Source organism: Pseudomonas sp. DCB_BI (assembly GCF_026240995.1).
Taxonomy (GTDB): domain Bacteria; phylum Pseudomonadota; class Gammaproteobacteria; order Pseudomonadales; family Pseudomonadaceae; genus Aquipseudomonas.
Genome location: NZ_JAPFCG010000009.1, coordinates 18,877 through 39,609, shown reverse-complemented (window position 1 = coordinate 39,609; position 20,733 = coordinate 18,877). Strand labels below are relative to the sequence as shown.

Here is a 20,733-nt window from a genome sequence, read left to right as displayed (position 1 = left end):
CTCTCCCAGTCTCAATGCGCCTTACCCTTGGCGATCTCGATATCGTTCATCAACGCCTTGGCCATGTCGCACAGGTAATCGGCAGCCCCCAGGAATTTATGGTCATCCTCCATATCCCCCTCACGCACCAAGTGCTTGATGTAGCCCATCAGGATCGAGACATGCTCGTAGGCAGCATCCACCGGGACGCCGGGTTGAACGCGAAGCAGATTTAGGGATGGGTTACCGGCTGCGAGGAAGGTTTCAACGCCTGCGGTGGTGACTGGCTCATCTTGTTTCATGGCAAATCCTCATTCACGAAAGGAGGCTGCCAAAAATCTTTCTCACGGATTTGGGGCGGCAGCCGTACGCGGGGTGAGAAACCGAGTGAATAAGGAAGCCCGGCCAGACCGAGGTCTGCCCACGTACGGCCACCATGACAGGTAGCGCTTATTCAAAGTCGGGCTCTCACACCCGGTCGCCTGAGCGACCCGAAAACGGTATCTGTGAGCCACTTCCCCGACAACAGCGATACTTCGGCGGCGCGCGTAGGATACTTCCGAAGCATCCAAACTCTGAAGCTCTCGGCCCCATGATTCAGAATTGCCTTACACAGATAGCCGCGCTTACGCGGCCCCCTGTGGGAGCGGGTTCACCCGCGAAGAGGCCACACCAGGCAACACAAGGCTAATGCTCACCCACCGTAACGGTGTATCATCCGCCCCCCAAATCATTAAAAAGTGACGTCGCGCGCTGCCCGCCAGCCCCGCGGCCTTCTGGCGTTGCGCCAGAACCGACAATGGACCAACGGACCTGACCATCGTGACCCGAGCCAAACCCCTCGCCCTGTTGACCCTCGCCCTGGCCCTCACCGGCTGCGCCGGCGGCACCTCGCCCCACCCCAACAGCAACCTGGGCTGGAACCACCCCGGTATGCAACTAGGCGGCGACAACGGCCTGCCCCTGCGCACCGAAAGCCCCTGCCGCAAGCGCGGCTGCGACAACGACAAGCTGTTCTTCAACCCGGGTAAAAGCGAGCCAAGCGTCAATACCATCCACCGCGGCTGGTAGGAAAATTCTCCTTTTGGGCCGGTGACTTAGGTCTTTTGCGAACATTCGCAAGGAAGTGGTTTACAGGCGCCAAACGATCGTTATAATGACGCCCCATTGCCGGTATAGCTCAGATGGTAGAGCAACTGACTTGTAATCAGTAGGTCCCGGGTTCGATTCCTGGTGCCGGCACCATTCAAGGTTCCATAGAAAGCTTTCAAAATCTCTGGAACCCCCGAAAAACCCGCCTTCTGGCGGGTTTTTTCGTTTTGGCGTTCCGTCGGATTCCGAGGGTAGCCAGCGCTAATAAGGGTAGTTTTAAGGATAGAGGTCCGTTTCGATATCGGAGACTACCCTTATGGCCCGCACCACTGCCCCGCTTACAGACACCGCCTGTCGCACGGCAAAGCCCAGAGAGCGCGAGTACAAGCTCTTCGACGGTGACGGTCTTTATCTACTTGTGCAACCCAACGGCCGCAAAGGCTGGCGGCTCAGGTACGTTAAACCCGATGGCCGAGAAGGCCTGACCGCTCTAGGCAGCTATCCGGTGGTCGGGCTGGGCGACGCACGCCGCAAGCGCTTCGAGATCAAGCAGCAGCTCGCCAACGGCATAGATCCCATCCAGTACAAGCAACAAACCAAGACCCAAGCCGTGATCAACGGCCGCACCTTCGAAAGCGTTGCGCTCGACTGGCACGCGAGCATGGTGCCGAAGTGGGCGCCCGGCCACGCCAAGACTGTGCTCAGCCGGTTGAAGACTCACGTATTCCCCTTAATCGGTGCCAGAGCAATCGTTGAGTTGGACACCCATGACCTCATGCAGCCACTGGAAGCCGTGACGAAGCGCGGCACCATCGACGTGGCGCTCAGGATCAAGAACTACCTACAAAGCATCATGCGCGAAGCCAAACGGCTGCGGCTGATCACGACGAACCCAGCCCACGACCTCGATGGATCAATCAGAGCACCACGGGTTACACATCGACCCGCACTACCCTTATCACGGCTGCCAGAGCTATTGGCATGCATCGAGGACTACAGAGGTCGCCCGCTCACGCGCCTCACGGTGATGCTATCGCTGCACGTGTTCGTACGTTCCAGTGAACTGCGCTTCGCCCGTTGGAACGAATTCGACCTCAAGCGCGGAATCTGGGAAATCCCCGACACCCGCCCGGCGCTGGACGGCGTGCCGTTTTCCACAAGGGGTACGAAGATGGCCGGGGACATTCACGTTGTACCCTTATCACCGCAGGCAGTGGCCTTGCTTGAGCAGATTCACGCGATCACCGGCAAGTTCGACCTGGTGTTCGCGGGGGATGCCAAACCTTGGAAGCCGATGTCCGAGAACACAGTGAATGCCGCGCTCAGGACGATGGGCTACGACACCAAGGTGGATATCTGCGGCCACGGGTTCCGAGCCATGGCGTGCAGTGCGCTGGTCGAGTCCGGACTGTGGTCTGAGACGGCTATCGAGCGGCAGATGAGCCACAAGGAACGCAACAACGTGCGCGCCGCCTATACCCACAAGGCTGAGTTCCTCGAAGAGCGCCGGATGATCATGACCTGGTGGAGCCGGTTTCTGGAGGCGAACCGCGAGGACCATGTGACGCCGCATGAGTTTGCCAAGCAGACGGGCCAGAACGTCACGCGCCTTCGCAGTGCCAAGGGAACCGAGTAGCCAGCCGCACCACCACCTCAACTCGCTGTGAAGTTACCCACAGCACCGCATGAAGCTCCTCCGCGCGGGTCCTTTCAAACGGGGCTGCAAAGCCGCCCCGTTTGAAAGGACCATACCTTAGAAAAAACCGCTGGCACAGAGTACGTCTGTGGAAAACCACTGATGTCCACCGGGGGATAATTTTATCCACAGGCGCTAAATCTTTGAAATCGCTTTGCTTGACGAATATTGTCCACAGGCGTAGACCGGGAGTTGCAAGCGCTGTCGATGACAGCACCCCAGGTGACCCGAACCTTAAAGGTCACGCCGCTCCCGCGGTGGTTCAGCCCAAGTACGATTCGCATCCGGCAGCTCGTACGGTCACTACCCATGTGATGGATGCCACCTCAATATCGTTGCCCCTGCGGCAACCACCCTACCCATCTGCTCAGCAGCAACTTATCCGCTTGGCCATTTCGCGTGCGCCAACCTGCGCCCGTCTCTTTCTCCTGGAAAGAGACGGGCGCGTCTAACACTGCTGCAGCCCTCATCGCATTTGGCTTTGCGGCAACTTCACTCGTGACAATCGGCGTGACAAACGCCGATGTCACCAGCAACAGCGATGTAGATGATGGTGCCGCAGGCCAAGGAATGGACTGCACCTGACTGACAGTCAGGCATGCCCCGGTCATCGCATTGCTGCGTTCACCCTGCTCAGGATCTCGCGGCACCGGTCTCGTCAGCCAATGCAGCCTCCACCCGCCCACCGGTAACGGTGCTCAGGAGGCCAGATCATGAGATGCCCTTGCTCCCGGACGTAAGGAGCCGCCAGTCCCGCGTTAGAGGACATCCCCACAGGTCGCAGGGGCCTTGATCCCTGATAACACTCAGCATTCTTGGCGGGATGACGTGGTGCGACTTTGACACTTGGCTGAGCAGGGAGCTTGATAACCGAAAAAATCACTATCTATGAGATGGTGACTGAGACCGCACGCGCATAGACGTCAGATGGCATCACAGCGGGCTCAACATGAATAGCGCTGGCGGCCCAGAAGCACTATTACCACGTGTATCAAATCAAGAGGACGCTAGCCGGCACCATGAATTTGATGGCAATTTGAAATCATAGTACCATACCTCGCCTAAATTTCATCATGGTGTAAAAATGGATTTTGATTCTATGGCTTATCCAGACATATTAGTTATTGGTTCTGGCGAGCATAAAGGCAGCAGGAATATAGCAAATAACACGCTACTAATTCCCTACAGCGTTGATTTAGATGTCGGCATTGGCGATATAATTACTCAAAGAATTGGAAGTCGAGAAATAAGACTGAAAGTAATTGATGTGTCTTTCGCTCAAGGTGGAACCATGAATATTGGCACACCGCACCCAAACCTAGCGAAACTCAAAATTGAAAACTTAACAGCTATCGAACACTTACCAAAAGAGGCTGCCAGCGTGATTAATATTGGAAATTTAAACGGTCAGCAGGTTCAAGTTGGCAATAACAACAATCAAACTGTAAATATTAGTTTGCAGCAACTGGTCGAAGCCGTTGCAAAATCCAATGATGAAGAAGCTAAGGGTGCACTGCGCAAACTATTTGATAACGGTACAGTCGCAAGTGTTGTCGGTGCTGGACTAACTAGTCTACTCGGAATGATAAGCTAAAACACTCGTCAAGGATGATCGAAATAAATGTCAAAAATCTCCGTAGATGCAGTATTCGGCACGGCGCGAGACTTGCCAAGGAACTACGTTTGGAGACCGCATGTAGATGAAAATTTTATCTCCGCACTTTCCAAAGGCACCCATGTAATAGTTCATGGTGGTTCTAAGCAGGGCAAAACTTCGCTCAGAAAGAAAAACTTGGACGGCAATGATTATATTACTGTCACCTGTTCCAGGTCTTGGGGGATTGCTGACATACATGAAGCCATCTTAAAAGCAGTCGGTTATCAGACATGTGCTTCAGAAAGTTTGACCTCCAGTGGAAAATCTAAAATAAACCTGACGATCGGTCTCGGCGACACCGAGCTTTCCGCAGAGACAGTAAAACAAGTCAACAAAAAACACTTGGAATTGGATCTGTCAAGTGTTAACGACATATTGAGAGCACTCGAAGAAGTTGGCTTCAATAAATTTATAGTAATCGAAGAATTTCATTACCTTAACGAGAGCATTCAAGCTGACTTCTCTCAAGCATTAAAAGCCTACCATGAGTTGAGCAAATATTGCTTTATCATCGTCGGCGTATGGCTGGAGGATGACAGACTGACGGCTCACAATAATGACCTAGTAGGACGCATCATCTCAGTTAACGCCGACCTCTGGCAGGATGCAGACATCGACGAACTCTTCTCGAGCAGTGAGAAATTGCTAAACATCGCATTCTCACCTGCTTTTAAAGAAGGCGTCAAAAAATATTGCAAAGGAAATGTTTTCCTCGTTCAGCAAATTTGTATGAAGGCTTGCGAACTCCAAGGCGTCCATAGTACGCAAGACACATTGGTCGACGTGGCTCACAACTTAAATATATATGAAGAAATTAAACGAATTCTACAAATGCAGACTGGCAGATACACTAAATTCCTCATGGAATTTAGTGTTGGTTTTGCGCCTACTGAGCTTGAGCTCTACAAATGGATACTATATCCACTGATAACTCTTGACGAAAAACATTTTGAAAATGGTTTAGCTGCACAAGCTATGCGACGAATGATATCTGAAAGACACCCAATCAGAAAACAAGTTTCAATACTTAAGCTAATAGGCGCACTTGATCGAGCGGTTGCTTTGCAGCAAGAAAAAAATATTCGACCAATAGTTATCGAATTTGACAAAAACCGCTCTAGATTAAAGATCGTAGACAAAGGTTTTTTACTTTGGAGAGCTTTCCAAGAGGAACGATACCTGTTAGAGCTAGCTGATTTGGATGCGGAACTTAATGCAAGCGAGGCCTAACCTCGCAAATCGAAAAAACTTAAAACTTAATCGGCACAACACCTTTCAAAATGTGAATAGCCCCAAATTACTTGGTAATCTCACATGGAATATGTTTTTGAGTATACGGAAAAGACTGCAGAAAAAGCCTCCGAGTTTGAAACAAAGGCTTTACTCTATCTAATAGGCATCGACAAAGATAAGAAAAAAATATCACTGGCATTCATAGACTGCTTCAATGATGTTACTGGGACAGACAAAAACAGCAGTGCCCTATGGGACATACAATCAAAAGGGGTGGCCAACATGTCCCCCTCTCAGATCGGGCGCTCATTAATTACACTACTATTGAATAGCTTATCGAACCTAAATTTCTGTAAGTTTGCTCTATTCATGCCTGAGCCAAAGCCCGAATACTTAGTTCGCACTGAACTGACTGAGTTCGGAATTGACAACTTGGAACCTATACAGGACAAAATAAGGTCAGGACTTAAAAAAGAATGGTTAAAACGTAGAGAGCTATCCGCGTTAAATACAAGCCAAGAATTAGAGCTTGATAAATTTCTTCAGAAAATTCGCTTCATCGCTGACAAATCATCAAACAAGGATTACATAAAAAATATAACACCTTTCAAAAGCTCAAACATTAAGAAGGATGAGTTCTATAACACTATATTTAGAGAAATAAAGGAACAACAAACATTAAAGAAACTTTCTTCCATACATCACTCGAAAATAACCAAGATTGCAGAAGCATTAGCATTTGAACGTCACATAAACTCCCTAGACCTATCAAAACTAATTATAAACAGGATAGTAGGACACGACGTATTCAAGTTCAAACTTATGCCATTAAATTTTCTTCCGGAAATTTCCGGACTTTCCAAAGATTCCGTTACTGAACTGGTATTCGTTTGCAACCAGCAAATAGCCAAAGCTTTTTTTGACAAGAACAAGAGAGTGATCTTTTGGGACTTCCTTGAAAGCGCACTTTTAAATATCAGTAAAAACCCTAACTTTTCGTCAAGAGAAATATACGAAGAAGCCCAGCAAATTAAGGGCTTTGAAAACAGTAGCCTTTATGGAATGCCAGGCATATTTTTCATTTCAATCGTAATGGACGGCCTTGAAAATGCACTTCACTGAGTCAGGATTTGGAAATCGCGACGAGGCTTTCGTTGAAAATCGATATAGCAGTGGAACCAATATAATATTTAGCGATGACAACAACAAAGGCAAGACTTTAACCATTCAAGGCCTCATGTATTCCATTGGTAATGACCCAATATTTCCCAGTGGATTCACTTATCAGGATTACTACTTCTACAGCAAATTCATTTTTAACGAAAAAGAGTTTCTATTCCTTAGAAAGAGGAACTCTTTCTTAGTAAAATCAGGCTCTGAAACGCACCTTCTTGACTCAGTAGCCGAACTGAAGCGATTCTTTAATGAAAACATCTATGCCCTACCAAAGATCAATAAAGATGGAATTTTAAAGACAACCGATTTGGCACTGTTTTTCCAGCTATTTTTCCTCCCTCAAGATAACAGAGACACCTCCAACGTAATCGGGGGCGGGTATTTCAATAAAGGCGACTTCATAGCAATGCTGTACGCCCTATTTGACGAAAATTTAACTCCTGCGCCTGCCGAACACCTTAATTTTGTAAAAAAAGAAATAAGTGACATTAAGGAAGAAATAAAAGATCTTTCTAAACTACAGAAGCTAGCCAAAAGAACACCACAAGTTTCAAAGATTGCTAACTCAAACACCGACAGGGCTGTATATGAAGAAACCAAAAGAAGAGTGGCAATAATAAATGACCGTATCACAGAAAATCAAAAAAAACGAAACAAGGAAACCTCATTCAAAGTAAGGCTTGAGTCTCTAATATCCGAGCTAAACTCTCTCAACAGAGAGCTTGAAATTGGGCGAGTGGCCTGCGGTGATTGTGGCAGCAAGAAAGTCATTTACGGGAACCGAGATTTTGCATTTGAAGTTAGCAATCAAGACATCAGGAACGAAGTAATCACCACAATCAAAAGTGAAATCTCATTAAAAGATGAGATCATCATGGAGCTAACTCGCGAAATAAATAACGACCAACTGGTCATGACACGCGAACTCGAAGTTTTACCGAAAGACATAAAAACGATAATGCTGAAGCATGAAGAAATACTAGCGGACGCACAAATCGGAAAACGATTATCTCAATTAAACTCCGACCTAATATCCAATCAAGCTATTTTAGATGCTTCGTCCGAAAAAGACATCAAATCTTCCGCTAAAAAAATATCTCTGACCGAAGATCTAGTCCAGAAAATGCAAAGCATTTATCAAGAAATGGATCCAGAAGGGACATTAATATTTGACGGTATTTTTTCCAAAAAAGGTATGGTTTACTCGGGCAGCGAGGGCCAAGAGTTTTATTTTTCAAAAATAGTTTGTTTAAAGGAACTACTTGACCACCCCTTCCCTATTATCATTGATGCATTCCGTGACGGAGAACTTTCTACTGCCAAAGAGCGCTACGCAATTACTAGACTCAATGAGTTAGGCGGTCAAAAAATTTTGAGCTCGACCTTAAAACAGCAAGAATACGAGCACAATGTTTACTCAACATTTGAAAGCGTAAACGCAATTGATTACAGCAGCAAACCCACTAGCAAGATCCTTAACAAGGAAGATGTCAAACGATTTACAGAAATCATCGAAAGCTTTAATATTTTATTGTAATCATGGCATATAGGGGTAGCCAATGACGTAGTGGCCACCCCAACTTCTAAACTTGACTCATAAAAAGATTTTCCTAAAAACTAGAAGCTTATTAACCATCACTTAGCTTGGGCAAAAGTTTTCCCAATAGAATTTATTTCATGGCGTACTGATCGCAAAGACATCATAGTTCCAATTCTTTAACCTAGGATACTTTATGAGGTAGTCGACCACTATGAAAATTAAATGTTCATGCAAATCAATTGATTGCCGCACGATTCGATTCCTGGTGCCGCACCATACGCAGTATCAAGAAAGGCTCACCGAAAGGTGGGCCTTTTTTGTTTTCAACCCCCGCAGTACCGCCCTCCACTCTTGCCCCTGCCAGCGTCTTGTTCTTACAAATCCACTGAAGCCACCACGATCAGTGTGGGAGCTGGCTTGCCTGCGATGGGCTGCGCAGCAGACCCACCCACCCTAGGCTGATGCAATTCTCTGATCAACAGCACAGTTCCAAAGCAGGCACACCCTTCAACAGAAACGCTTTGACTCGCCAACCTCTCCTCGCTACGATTTATCGCAAATTTTAGATATTTTCACTGAGGCAAGCCAATGGCGCTTCAATTCCACGAAAGCCCTTTCCACGCCACCCACGACGCAGATACCGCCAGCAAAATGGCCTTGAAAATGGACTTGTCCATTTTCATCACTGACTGCATCAAAAAAATGGGCCTCAAACAGCATGATGCCGCAGCCAAGCTGAACGTAACCCAATCCCGCATATCCGAACTTGCAAATGGCAAGATCGAGAAATTCACCTTGGACGCCATGATGGACATGCTGGACAAGCTCGGCTTTCGCACCAGCCTGACCCTGCCCTCGAACGATGCCGGTTCACCGCCCCAGATCGTGATCACCCAAACGCCTGGCAGCTAAACCCTGTATCCCATTTTTCTCAGTTCTTGCTTCAACTCCCTCATCCGCTGTTCGGCGACCTGCATCGCGTGCCGGTCGGACCTGTTGGTCGTTTTTACGAACGAATGCAACACGACGACCATGTCTGCAAATTTGGCCACATACACACATCGGAATGCAGGGCTGCCGTTGATGATGAGCTCAATCGCACCCGCCCCTACCGACTCCGTCAGCGACGTGATCGGCCGCCCAGGGTCATGGTCATACTGAATACGACGTAAGACTTTGCCGAAAAGCTTGGCTGCTCAACTAACCCAGCTTTCGCGTAGACGCGCGATTTTTAGGATGTTTTGAACAGCTCGATTGCTCGGAGGGTTTTCACAAAGCCTCGGTCTATACCCGCCATTCGCCAGTGAGCGCTCTCGACCCAAAGCCAATGCACGGTGGCTAATTTCAGAAGTCGTATCGCGTGTTCAACATCACATTGCGCGGTTCACCGTAGTACCCGCTGTAGAACGTGGTGTCCAACGCACTGATGTACTTCTTGTCAAACAGGTTGTTCACGTTGAGCGTGGTGGAAAGCTGGTCGGTGAGCTGATAGCGGGCCATGAGGTTGACCACGGTAAACTGCGATTGCTTGGCCTTGACCGTGCCCATCGCCGTGCTCGGCGTAACGGTTATGTGGGTGCCGCTTTGCCAGTTCGCGCCACCGCCAACGGTCAGCCGATCGAAATCGCCCGGCAGCCGGTAGGTGCTCCACAGCTTCACCATGTTGGCAGGGGCTTCGGTGTTCAAGCGCTCGCCGTCGCGATCCTTGGTGATGCCATGGTTGTAGCTGGCGGAAACATTCCAGCCAGGCATCAGCTCGCCATTGGCTTCGACTTCAAAGCCACGGGTAGTCGCCCCGCTTACTGCCTTGTAGGCGGCGGTAGAGCCATCGTTGTTGACGGTCTTGCCTTCGTCGAGTACAGCAAGGTTGTCTTGCTTGATCTCGTACGCCGCGATACTGGTGTTCAACAGGCCACCAAAGAATTCGCTCTTCAAACCTATCTCGTAGTTGTCACCTTCACGCGGTTCAAGGGTCGAGCCATCGGCGTCACGCACGCTCTGTGGTTTGAAAATGCTGGTCCAACTGGCATAAACCGAGTGCACGTCGTTGAGGTCGTAAACCACGCCTGCATAGGGTGTAACCACGCCGTTTTCCTTGTAATCCGTCGTGCGATTGCTGCGTGGCGTCGCCGGATAGGTCAGGTCGTAGTCGTAGTTGTACTTGTTGACGCGCGCACCGAGGATCACCGACAAGTTTTCGGTCGGGCGCAGCCGAGTGGCAATGTAGGTGCCACTCTGGTGAATGACGGTGTCGCCATCGTAGAGCTTGCCGCCACCCATGACAGGTTGGTTGGTGTAGTTGTCCCAGTCGTAGAAATTGACGAAGGTCCCTTCGATGCCGGTACCACGGGTGGGCGTATGGCGATTCTCGTAACGCGAATAGTTGTAGCCAACGATCAGCTCGTGCTGGCGGCCGAAGAGCTGGAAGGGGCCTTGTGCCTGCAGGTCTACGCCGGTCTGTTTCTGCCAGGTGCTGCCCGCGCCACCGTACAGACGCACGCCAGCGCCCGTGTTCTCGTCAGGGAAGCCCCAGCTGGCGGTGGCCAGCTTGTAGTCGTCACGCTTGATGTACATGCGGTTCACGGAAGCCTTCAAGCTCCAGTCATGAGCCAGCTTCTGCTCGATGCTCGCGAAGGTATTGAGGGCATCTTGCGGGTTGTGGCTCCAGCGTGCGGCACTGTTGGTCGAGCGAGAGAAATCGGTCTGTTTGCCATTGCTGTAGAACAGTGGGAAGGCCACGGAGGAAGAGCCTTGCGGGTTATTCTTCTGGTAGTCGGCGCCGGCGGTAAGCAGGGTGGTATCGGTCAGGTCGGCTTCGAGGACACCATAGAAAATCTGCTTTTCCTGTGAATAGTGGTCAACGAAACTATTGTTCTGCTGGTACGCCGCGACCATGCGGCCACGCACGTTACCGGCTGGGGTCAGCGGGCCGGACAGGTCGACTTCGGTGCGATACTTGTCCCAAGAGCCCACGCCAGCGGTGATGTGGCCTTTGAATTGCTCAGTAGGGCGTTTGCGCACCAGATTGATGGTGGCCGAAGGGTCTCCCGCGCCGGTCATCAGGCCAGTCGCACCGCGCAGCACTTCGACACGGTCGTAGATGGCCATGTCCGCAAGGCTTTGCGCCGACATTTGCGTTGCGATATCCAGCGTCGTCGGAATGCCATCGAATTGGTAATTATCTACCGAGTACCCACGTGAATAGATGTTGAAGCGTTCGCTCCCCAGGCTCTGCACCGACAGCCCAGGCGTCTGCTGCAGCACTTCGGTAATGTCATTGAGCCCCTGGTCATCCATGCGCTGGCGAGTGATCACGCTCACCGACTGCGGCGTTTCACGTATCGACAGGTTCATCTTGGTAGCGGTGCTGCTTAGCCCTGTGGTGTACGAGCCTGTGCCTTCTGTGGTTGCACCTAATGACCGCGAATTGATCGACGTCACCCCCAGCTCCAACGCCCCGCTCGGCTCAGCGGCCTGCATCAGCAGGTAGTTGCCGCTGTCGGTCCTGAATACGTTCAGACCGGTGCCAGCCAGCAACCTGGCAAAGCCCTGCTCCACGTTGAAACTGCCCTTGACCCCAGGACTGGTCTTGCCGGCCGTGAGGCTGGCATCGATCGACAAAGGGATACCAGCCTGGCGACCAAACTGGCTGAGTGCCAGGTCGAGCGGGGCCGCATCAATGTCGAAACGAATGATGCTACTGGCCGCCGGCTGGGCCAGTGCGGCATTGCTACCAGACAGGCTGCACAGGGTCAGGCCAGTGGCGAAGGCCAGGTGGATGGCGCGGGCCAGCGGGGTGATTCGATGCGTCATGTGGAACGTCCGAAAGGGTCAGAGGAACCGCGGTATTGGCGGGGTATGCCCTGAAGCCAATCGAGAACGAAAAAACTGCGCAGAGGGTGAAAATATTTTTCAGGCGCCAGCTCTCGGTACCACCGTCACCCAGTAGCGGGTTCGCCGTTGAATGCTCACTGGCAGGCTGCTTTCCAGCAGTGCGAGGATGCGCTCGTTGTCATCCAGCGGGTAGGACCCCGTCACCCGCAAGCCGGCCACGCGCGGGTCGCAACGCAAGATGCCCGGGCGGTAGCGGCCGAGCTGGTCGATCAGTTCGTCCAGGCGTGTGGCCTGGGCAATCACGAAGCCGTCGATCCAGGCATCGTCCTGCACCGCCGGTTGACTGACGACGATCCCCTCGCTATCGAGCCTTGCGCGCTGGCCGCTGTCGATGACGCGCTGACCCCGGCCATGTCGCAGGGTGGCAGCCACGCGCCCGCTGCTGACCGACAGCAGCGTACCCGGACAACCATCCCCGCAACGTACTGTGAAGCGGGTGCCGAGCGGCCGCATCAGCGCATCGTCGGTTTGCACCAGCAGCGGTCGGCCGAAGGGGTCGTGGCCGGTGAGCACGTTGATTTCGCCATACCGCAACAAAATGCGCCGCTCGTTGGCATTGAAATCGATATCCACCGCCGTGGCGGTGTTCAGCCACAGTTCGGTGCCATCGTCCAACACCTGACGGCGGCGCTCTCCGGTCTCGGTGCTGAGGTCTGCCAAACCGCCCTGCAGCCATTGGCTTTCTCTGTTCTGCCAGGCGATGGCCCCCAGCAAGCTGGCACCCATCAACATTTTCAATACCTGGCGACGGTCACCGTTGACATAGCGGGCCTGTTGTAGCGCAGACCGGGCGACCGGGTCGCGTAGCACGCCAGCGTTGTTGCGCAGCAGCGCCGGCAAACCCACCATGCGCTGCCACGCAAGTTCGTGCTCGCTGTCGGCCTGACGCCAGCGTTCAAGCTCCCGGATTTGCTCGGCGGTGATATCGCCGGACTGGGTCAACGAATACCAGGCGATGGCCTGCTGGCGCACGCTGGCGGAAATCGGCTGGGCCTGGTACATGGCGGTCACTCGAACTGACTGGCATAGCAGCGATCGAAGGCCTTGAGCATAGCCCTCTGAACCTGGTCGACACTCAGCGCCAGCTGCGCGGCGATCTGCTTGTAGGTCAGCCCATCGAGCTGCGACAGCAGAAAAATCTCCCGCACTCGCGGCGACAGTCCGTGCAGCAGCTCATCGAGCTGTGTGAGGGTTTCGATCAGCAAGTGGCGCTCTTCGGCGGAGATCTCGTATTGCTCCGGTTGCGCCGCCAATGCCTCGGTATAGGCACGCTCTACCGCCAGGCGCCGCCAACGGTTGATCAACAAGCTGTTGGCGATGGTGGCCAGGTACGCCAAGGGGCGCTGCACATCGTCGAGCGGGCGGCGCGCGCGCATGATACGCACGAAGGTGTCCTGGGCCAGATCATCAGCATCCGCAGCCTCCCCCAGACGCTTCATCAGCCAGCGCTTCAACCAGCTGTGATGCTGCGTGTAGAGGCGCTCGACATCCAGGTCGAAGGAGCTTGGGGGTCCCATAGGCGAGTGGCCTGTCTGCGTTCTTGTGAGCGGAATATGATAATCACTCGCAATTACCCAGCGCAAGCAGCGGGGGGACGGAGTAAAAGGCTCACCGAATAGGCCTTCTGATGAAGGAGGCGCGTCTGCGCACGAGAATGCGTCAGGCAGACCTTGCGGACCTGGCTGGAATTTCTCTCCGAACTGTTCGTCACCTCGAGAAGGGTAAGGCTGACGGTGTTTCGTTGCGCGATTTCATGCTCGCGCTGTTCACTGTTGGAATCTCTGACCGGGTTTTCCAGGCGTTGATCGATGACCCTGCGCTTGATCTCAACTCTTTAGAAACCAACACGACCAAGCGCGTAAAGCTGCCGCGCAGCAACGCGGCGGACTTCTGATGTCACGCGCTTACATCGGGCATTTAGTCCCACCACCCCTTCGAGTCTAACCATACAAGCGGGCGTGCCCGCGAAGCTGGCGCTGCGGTTGCAGGCACGTGGTGGATGGCACGGGCTTCGCCCGTGTTCGCGGGACAAGCCCGCTCCCACAGGGACCGCGCGCAGACCTGTGGGAACGGTTGGTCAGAACGCGGTGCTTACCGTCACCGACAGGTTGCGCGGGTCGCCGTAGATGGCCCCGGCATAGAACCCGTACTGGGTGTAGTAGTGCTTGTCGAACAGGTTGTTGGCGTTGAGGCTGACGCTGGTGTCGTCGGTCAGTTGGTACTTGGCCATGGCATTCCAGATGGCATAACCGGACCAGTTCACGTCAGTGGCCCCATTGCTCACACCGTTCGTGGGCTGGCCGGCCGGGCTGGAAATGGCGCGGATGTTGGTCTGCGCAGTCACGCCGGCGCCCAGGGTCAGGCGGTCGAGCGGGCCGCTCAGGCGGTAGGTGGTGGAGGCCTTGAACAGGTGCGACGGGTCGCTGCGGCCGTCGCTGTCGACGCGGCGGAAGTGCAGGTAGGTGTAACCGGCGTAGACGTTCCAGTTGGGGGTCAGGGCGCCTGCGACTTCCAGGTCGATACCGTCGGTTTCCTGCCCGGAGCCGGCCTTGTAGGCGCTGCCGCCAGTCGGGGTGGTCAGGTCGCCGTCCAACACGGCCTTGTTTTCCTGCTTGGTGCGGAAGTACGCCGCCGAGGCGTTCAGGCGGCCATCGAACCACTCACCCTTGATACCTGTCTCGTAGCTTTGCCCACGAATCGGCTCGACCTTGCTGCCGCTGCTGGTTTCAGACGTTTGCGGCGTGAAGATATCGGTGTAGCTGGCATACACCGAGTAGTTGTCGTTGAGGTCATACACCGCGCCCAGGTAGGGGGTGACGATGCCGTTTTCTTCCTGGCTGCTGCGCTCGCCAGCCACGCTGCGGGTGACCGAGGAATAGTTGCTGGTGCGCACGCCCACGATTACCGATAGCGGGTCGGTGATGCTCAGGCGGGTGGCGGCGTACATGCCCTGCAGGCGAGTGGTGGTCTTGCTGTGAAGGCCGGTGCGCGAGGCGATGAGGTCGTAATCGTCATCCACGCCATTGTGCCAGTCGGTCACCGGGAAGCCGTTGTTGGCGCGGAACTGGCAACCCAGTGCAGGCGCGCTGGTCATGCCGTCGCCGACCATGGTGCAGGTGTACTGAGGCGACCAGCCGACGGTGCGGCTGTCGTTGTAGCCGACCATGGCCTGGTGGGTGCGGCCAAACAGCTGGAACGGGCCGGACAGGTCGATCTGCGCGGACTGCTGGGTGGTGTCGCTGGAGCTGTGCAAACCGTTCAACACGGCGCCGCTGCCATCCTGGTCCCAGTAACCGCCATAGGTGCCGCGCCCAGCCGAGTTCACCTTGGCAAGGCCGCGATGGTTCAGGGCTTCGGTGGTGGCTTGGGCGGCTTTCAGGTCCAGGGTCCAGTCGTTGTCGAAGCGATGCTCCAGCGAGCCAAACGCAGTACGCGTGGTGTACTCGCCAAAGCTCCAGCTGGGCACTACGTTGGTGCTGCGCGGCAAGTCGGTCTTGCTGCCGTCGCGGTACCAGATGGGGATGTTCGCGCCCCAGCCGCCACCCACGACCTTGTTGTACTCATACTGGTAACCGGCGCCCAGGGTGGTGGCGTCGTCCAGGTCGAACTCGAAATTGGCCAGCGCGGCGCGGGAGCGTTCGGACTGGTTGTCGCGGAACGAGTTGGCGTCCTGCTGGGTCATCACGAAGCGCGAACGCAGGCGGCCATCTTCGGACAGCGGCAGATTCAGGTCAGCACCCAGGCGACGTTTGTCCCAGCTGCCATAAGTGGCGTAGGCGCTGCCGCCGAAGGTTTTGGTCGGTGCCTTGCGGATCAGGTTGACGGTGGCCGAAGGGTCGCCAGTGCCACCGAGCAGGCCGTTGGCGCCGCGCACGATGTCGATGCGTTCGTACAGGTCCATGTTCAACGCATTGCCGCTGCCACTGAAATCGGAGCCGCCCTGGGTCTGCAGGCCATCGACCTTCCAGTTGCTGATCGAGTAGCCACGGGCCCGATAGTCGGTACGCCCGCCCACCTCGGACTTGTTGGCCGTGACGCCCGGCGTGGTTTCCAGCGCCTGCTCGATGGTGTGGATGTCACGGTCATCCATCTGCTGACGGGTGATGGTGGTGACCGATTGCGGCGTTTGCCGTGGCGTCAGCGCCAGGCCGGTAGAGCTGCGGGTGCTCTCGACCGTGTAACCCAACTGGCCGGCATCATCGGCGGGCAGCAGCGCGCTGTCTTCGATCTGCGTGGCGTCCAGCTCCAGAGGTTTGCCGTCGGCAGCAACGGCCCCGCCACTGATGGCGATGGCCACGAACAAGGCCAGCGGGTTGAGGCGAGGGCCGCCTTGGCTGATGGGGGTGAACAGTTGCGGGATGCTCTTGGGATTCATTTGGGAAGGCTTCGTATTTGCAGATGATTTTTTGTTAGGATTCTAGGGATCGGCCCTCCCGGCTCCAGACCCGACATGTACGGGGATGTAATTGAACGTAACGAGCGCCACCGGCCCTCACCGAACAGGTTTTTTCCGCATGAGCACGACCTTGCTGGTTGTCGACGATGACGACGAGATCCGCGAACTTCTTTGTGACTACCTGACCGATGCCGGCTACAACGTGCTAGCCGCAGCCGACGGTGAACAGATGCGCGAACAACTGGCCCGGCACAAGGTGGACCTGGTGGTGCTCGACCTCATGCTGCCGGGTGAAGATGGCCTTAGCCTGTGCCGCCAGTTGCAAGCGACGCCGGGGCTGGCCGTGATCATGCTGTCGGCCAAGGGCAGCACGCTGGACCGCATCATCGGCCTGGAAGTGGGTGCCGACGACTACCTGGCCAAGCCTTTCGAACCACGCGAGCTGATCGCCCGGATCAAGGCCGTGCTGCGTCGCCCGCAACGTCTGGACACCCCCGCCGAAGAGCCCGCCGTGGTGGATGCCCAGCAGTTCGCAGGCTTTCGCCTTGAACACGTCAAGCGTCTGCTCACCCGCCCCGATGGCGAGACGCTGACCCTGCCCCGCTCCGACTACCGCGTGCTGCGCGAATTGCTGGATGCCAACAACCGCGTGGTGTCCCGCGACCAGCTGACGCGTAGCGCGTTTGGCCGCGACCACCTGCCCGACGACCGTTCGGTGGACATGTGCGTCAGCCGCCTGCGCCAGCAACTGCGCCGTGCACCGGCGGGGGCCGCGCAAATTCTCACGATCCGCAACGAAGGCTATCTGCTGAGTATCGCCAACCTCGCGGCCGACGCCTGACATGCGCTGGCTTCGCCGTCTGTGGCCGCGCACCTTGTTTGGCCAGTTGCTGCTGATCATGGTCAGCGGCACGTTGTTGATCCAGTTGATGTCGAGCAGCATCTGGTTCGATGTGCGCTTTGCCCAGGTGCTCGAAGCCCCGGTGCGGCTGATCGCTGCACGCAGTGCACCGCTGATTGCCCAGGCCGACTGCCACGGTGGCACGTTGCAGGCGCCAGCCCATTACCAGCTGCGCTGCGCCGAGCACCTGCCCACGGCGGAGCATGACGAGCGTCGCGGGCGCAGGCGCATCGAGCTGTTGCTGCAGCAGGCCCTCAAGTACGAACTGGGGCATGCCCAGGACCTGCGCCTGATGAAGGTGCAACTGACCGACGAACTCGGCCAGCCGATTGTCTGGCGCAGCCTGTTCGGCCTGCGCACGGCGCAAGCGCATATCCAGTTCGCGGTGCCGTTGGCCGATGGCCACTGGCTAACCATCGATGGCCAGGAGTTGCAGGGCTGGAGCGGCGAGTCAGCCTGGGTGCTGATCAGCGATTACCTGCTGCGGGTGTATGCGCTGCGCATCGTCGCGGTACTGCTGGTATGCCTGCTTGCCGTGCGCCTGTGCCTGCGCCCACTGCGGCGCCTGGCCGATGCCGCACGTGGCCTGGGCAGCAACCTTGAACAGCCACCGCTGGCACTGGATGGCCCGGAGGAAGTGCGCCAGGCGGCCCAGGCCTTCAATGCCATGCAGCAGCGGCTGATTGCCATGGTCAACGACAAGGCCTACTTCCTGGCCGCCGTGTCTCACGACCTGCGCACCCCGCTGACCCGTATGCGCCTGCGCCTGGAGCGCCTGCCAGATGACGAACACCGCCAGCGCTTGCGGCAGAACATTACGCAGATGGACGATATGATCGGCCAGGTTCTGGACTACCTGCGTGCGGGGGAGCAGCAGAATTTGCAGCAGGTGGACCTGGACCGATTGGTTGCGCGCCAGTGTGCGGACTTGGCCACTGCTGAAGAACCACTTCCGGTGCACGGCCAGGCGGGCAGTTTGCGGGTAGATGCCTTGCTGTTGCAGCGCTGCCTGCAAAACTTGCTGGTGAATGCGCTGCGCTATGCCCAGCACATTTCGGTCACGCTGGAACGGCCCACAAAAGGGGTGTTGATCCATATCGACGACTGCGGGCCGGGGATTGCACCGGACCTGCTGGCGACCATTACCGACCCCTTCGTGCGCGGTGACGGGTCGCGTAACCAGGCATACGGCGGATATGGGTTGGGGTTGAGCATCGCCCAGCGGATCGCAGCCAGCCATGGGGGTGAACTGCTGCTGTCGAACCGAGAGAGCGGTGGGTTGCGGGTCAGCATCCTGCTGCCTGGCTAACGCGATTTTGTGTGGGAGCGGCCTTGTGTCGTGAGGGGCTGGGACTACGCAATCAGGTAACAGTCTTTTACCGATTACCCAGGTTTTTCCTCCCCCGCCTTTGCCTATCCTATGCCCGGTCATCCTGCCTGCGATGGACCCATGAATCACTCTCTGCCCAGCCGCTATGCCTGCCTCGCCATCTGCCTGTTGTTCACGTTTGCCAGCTTGCCGCTGCTACCCCAACACGCCTGGCTCTGGCCAATAACACTGATCACTGCCCTGCTCAGCCTGATCGGGCTCAACGACCTGCGCCAAAGCCACCACGCCGTGCGCCGCAACTACCCGATCCTGGGTAACATCCGCTACCTGATCGAAACCATCCGCCCGGAAATCCGCCAGTACCTGATCGAAGGCGACGACGACAAGCTGCCGTTCTCCCGCTCGCAGCGCTCGCTGGTCTACGCCCGCGCCAAGAACGAAAGCGCCGAGAAAGCTTTCGGCACGCTCAACGATGCCTACAAGCCCGGGTTCGAGTTCATCAGCCATTCGATGCTGCCAGTGGCCACGCCAGACCCGGCATCGTTTCGTATCGCCATTGGCGGGCCACAATGCCGCCTGCCCTACTCGGCCTCGATCTTCAACATATCTGCCATGAGCTTTGGTGCGCTCAGCGCCAACGCTATCTCCGCCCTCAACCGCGGTGCGCGGATGGGCCGGTTTGCCCACGACACTGGCGAAGGCAGCATCAGCCCGTACCACCGTGAACACGGCGGTGACCTGATCTGGGAAATTGGCAGCGGCTACTTCGGCTGCCGTACGGCGGACGGTCGTTTCGACCCGCACCGTTTCGCCGAACAGGCCCGCTCGCCACAGGTGAAGATGATCGAGATCAAGCTCAGCCAAGGCGCCAAGCCGGGGCACGGCGGCATCTTGCCGGGGCATAAGGTCAGCCCTGAAATCGCCGAGACCCGTGGCGTGCGCGTGGGCGAGGACTGTATCTCACCGGCCGCACACAGTGCCTTCCGCACACCGGTCGAGTTGCTACAGTTCGTGGCGAGCCTGCGCGAGCTGTCGGGGGGTAAACCCGTGGGCTTCAAGTTCTGCCTGGGCCACCCGTGGGAGTTCATGGGCATCGCCAAAGCCATGCTGGCCACCGGCATTACGCCGGACTTCATCGTTGTCGATGGCAAGGAAGGCGGCACCGGAGCGGCACCACGCGAATTCAGCGACAACATGGGCGTACCCATGCGCGAAGGCCTGATGTTCGTGCACAACACCTTGGTCGGCCTGAACCTGCGCTCCAGCATTCGGATTGGCGCGGCGGGCAAGATCGTCAGCGCCTTCGACATTGCCAGTGTGTTGGCCATCGGCGCTGACTGGGTCAACTCGGCACGCGGCTTCATGTTCGCCATTGGCTGCATCCAGTCGCAAAGCTGCCACACCAACAAGTGCCCGACCGGCGTGGCCACCCAAGACCCACTGCGCCAGCGCGCCCTGGTGGTGCCAGACAAGGCCGAGCGGGTCGCCAGCTTCCATCGCAACACACTGCACGCACTGGCTGAAATGCTGGCGGCTGCGGGCCTGGAGCACCCTTCGGAGCTGAAGCCCAAGCACCTGGCCCGGCGCATCAGCCCTAGCGAGATCGGGTTGTTTTCGGACCTGCACACGTTCCTCAAGCCAGGCGAACTGCTCAGTGGCTCGATAGAAAGCGAGTTTTATGCGCGGATGTGGCAGATGGCGCGTAGCGACAGTTTTGCGCCGGAGACTGGGGGGGCTGCAACACGAGGTGTGGCATCAAGACTGCGCCACGAAGAGACTGAGCCTGCATGAAAAACAAGACTGGGGCTGCCCTGCAGCCCTTCGCGGGCTTGCCCGCTC

The 20,733-nt window shown here is 55.8% G+C and carries 16 protein-coding genes, 1 tRNA gene and 1 pseudogene; 12 read left to right on the top strand and 6 right to left on the bottom strand.

Annotated elements, in window-relative coordinates:
* Window positions 1-11: 11 nt before the first annotated feature.
* Window positions 12-281 carry a DUF3077 domain-containing protein gene (locus tag OO258_RS11625; RefSeq protein WP_016484491.1) on the bottom strand — a complete coding sequence of 90 codons (270 nt, stop codon included), beginning with the start codon at window positions 279-281 and terminating at the stop codon, window positions 12-14.
* Between the two features lie 520 nt (window positions 282-801).
* On the opposite strand from OO258_RS11625, the gene OO258_RS11620 reads away from it, so the two are divergent.
* The 8 genes from OO258_RS11620 to OO258_RS11585 all read left to right on the top strand — a co-directional run bounded on the left by OO258_RS11620 (window position 802) and on the right by OO258_RS11585 (window position 9,285).
* Window positions 802-1,050 carry a hypothetical protein gene (locus OO258_RS11620; protein ID WP_197898350.1) on the top strand — a complete coding sequence of 83 codons (249 nt, stop codon included), beginning with the start codon at window positions 802-804 and terminating at the stop codon, window positions 1,048-1,050.
* Window positions 1,051-1,148: 98 nt separating this feature from the next.
* Window positions 1,149-1,224, top strand: a tRNA-Thr gene (locus OO258_RS11615).
* 163 nt (window positions 1,225-1,387) lie between these two features.
* Window positions 1,388-2,707 carry a tyrosine-type recombinase/integrase gene (locus OO258_RS11610; RefSeq protein WP_266030525.1) on the top strand — a complete coding sequence of 440 codons (1,320 nt, stop codon included), beginning with the start codon at window positions 1,388-1,390 and terminating at the stop codon, window positions 2,705-2,707.
* 1,144 nt (window positions 2,708-3,851) lie between these two features.
* Window positions 3,852-4,361 (top strand): hypothetical protein, encoded by a 510-nt coding sequence (locus OO258_RS11605; RefSeq protein WP_266030524.1) that lies wholly within the window; start codon window positions 3,852-3,854, stop codon window positions 4,359-4,361.
* A 27-nt stretch (window positions 4,362-4,388) separates the two neighbouring features.
* Entirely contained in the window at window positions 4,389-5,654 is a 1,266-nt protein-coding gene (locus tag OO258_RS11600) for a hypothetical protein (protein WP_266030522.1), read from the top strand.
* 84 nt (window positions 5,655-5,738) lie between these two features.
* Window positions 5,739-6,779: a hypothetical protein gene (locus OO258_RS11595; protein WP_266030521.1), complete on the top strand. Its 1,041-nt coding sequence runs from the start codon at window positions 5,739-5,741 to the stop codon at window positions 6,777-6,779.
* Window positions 6,766-8,370, top strand: a complete 1,605-nt coding sequence (locus OO258_RS11590; protein ID WP_266030520.1) for a hypothetical protein — start codon at window positions 6,766-6,768, stop codon at window positions 8,368-8,370. Before OO258_RS11595 ends, OO258_RS11590 begins: the two co-directional genes overlap by 14 nt.
* Window positions 8,371-8,961: 591 nt before the next feature.
* Window positions 8,962-9,285, top strand: a complete 324-nt coding sequence (locus OO258_RS11585) for a helix-turn-helix domain-containing protein (RefSeq protein WP_102886248.1) — start codon at window positions 8,962-8,964, stop codon at window positions 9,283-9,285.
* On the opposite strand, the pseudogene OO258_RS11580 reads toward OO258_RS11585, so the two are convergent.
* The 4 genes and pseudogenes from OO258_RS11580 to OO258_RS11565 form a co-directional block, all read right to left on the bottom strand.
* Window positions 9,282-9,548: pseudogene (locus OO258_RS11580) on the bottom strand (type II toxin-antitoxin system RelE/ParE family toxin); the annotation flags it as partial. The gene OO258_RS11585 and the pseudogene OO258_RS11580 sit on opposite strands and share 4 nt — an antisense overlap.
* Window positions 9,549-9,717: 169 nt before the next feature.
* On the bottom strand, window positions 9,718-12,186 hold the full coding sequence (locus OO258_RS11575) for a TonB-dependent siderophore receptor (protein WP_266030519.1): 2,469 nt from the start codon (window positions 12,184-12,186) through the stop codon (window positions 9,718-9,720).
* Window positions 12,187-12,285: 99 nt separating this feature from the next.
* On the bottom strand, window positions 12,286-13,269 hold the full coding sequence (locus tag OO258_RS11570) for a FecR domain-containing protein (protein ID WP_266030517.1): 984 nt from the start codon (window positions 13,267-13,269) through the stop codon (window positions 12,286-12,288).
* 5 nt (window positions 13,270-13,274) lie between these two features.
* Window positions 13,275-13,784, bottom strand: a complete 510-nt coding sequence (locus tag OO258_RS11565) for a sigma-70 family RNA polymerase sigma factor (protein WP_266030516.1) — start codon at window positions 13,782-13,784, stop codon at window positions 13,275-13,277.
* A gap of 110 nt (window positions 13,785-13,894) precedes the next feature.
* Between OO258_RS11565 and OO258_RS11560 the strand changes: the two genes are divergently transcribed.
* Window positions 13,895-14,161, top strand: a complete 267-nt coding sequence (locus tag OO258_RS11560) for a helix-turn-helix transcriptional regulator (protein WP_266030515.1) — start codon at window positions 13,895-13,897, stop codon at window positions 14,159-14,161.
* 183 nt (window positions 14,162-14,344) lie between these two features.
* Here the strand turns inward: OO258_RS11560 and OO258_RS11555 are convergent, their stop codons facing one another.
* Window positions 14,345-16,642, bottom strand: a complete 2,298-nt coding sequence (locus OO258_RS11555) for a TonB-dependent siderophore receptor (RefSeq protein ID WP_266030514.1) — start codon at window positions 16,640-16,642, stop codon at window positions 14,345-14,347.
* A 139-nt stretch (window positions 16,643-16,781) separates the two neighbouring features.
* Between OO258_RS11555 and OO258_RS11550 the strand changes: the two genes are divergently transcribed.
* The 3 genes from OO258_RS11550 (at window position 16,782) to OO258_RS11540 (ending at window position 20,685) form a co-directional block, all read left to right on the top strand.
* Complete coding sequence (locus OO258_RS11550) at window positions 16,782-17,504, top strand: response regulator (protein ID WP_266030513.1); 723 nt, start codon at window positions 16,782-16,784, stop codon at window positions 17,502-17,504.
* A 1-nt stretch (window position 17,505) separates the two neighbouring features.
* A complete protein-coding gene (locus OO258_RS11545; RefSeq protein WP_266030511.1) occupies window positions 17,506-18,873 on the top strand; it encodes an ATP-binding protein in 1,368 nt (455 codons plus the stop codon).
* 141 nt (window positions 18,874-19,014) lie between these two features.
* Window positions 19,015-20,685 carry an FMN-binding glutamate synthase family protein gene (locus OO258_RS11540; RefSeq protein ID WP_266030509.1) on the top strand — a complete coding sequence of 557 codons (1,671 nt, stop codon included), beginning with the start codon at window positions 19,015-19,017 and terminating at the stop codon, window positions 20,683-20,685.
* Window positions 20,686-20,733 lie beyond the last annotated feature (48 nt).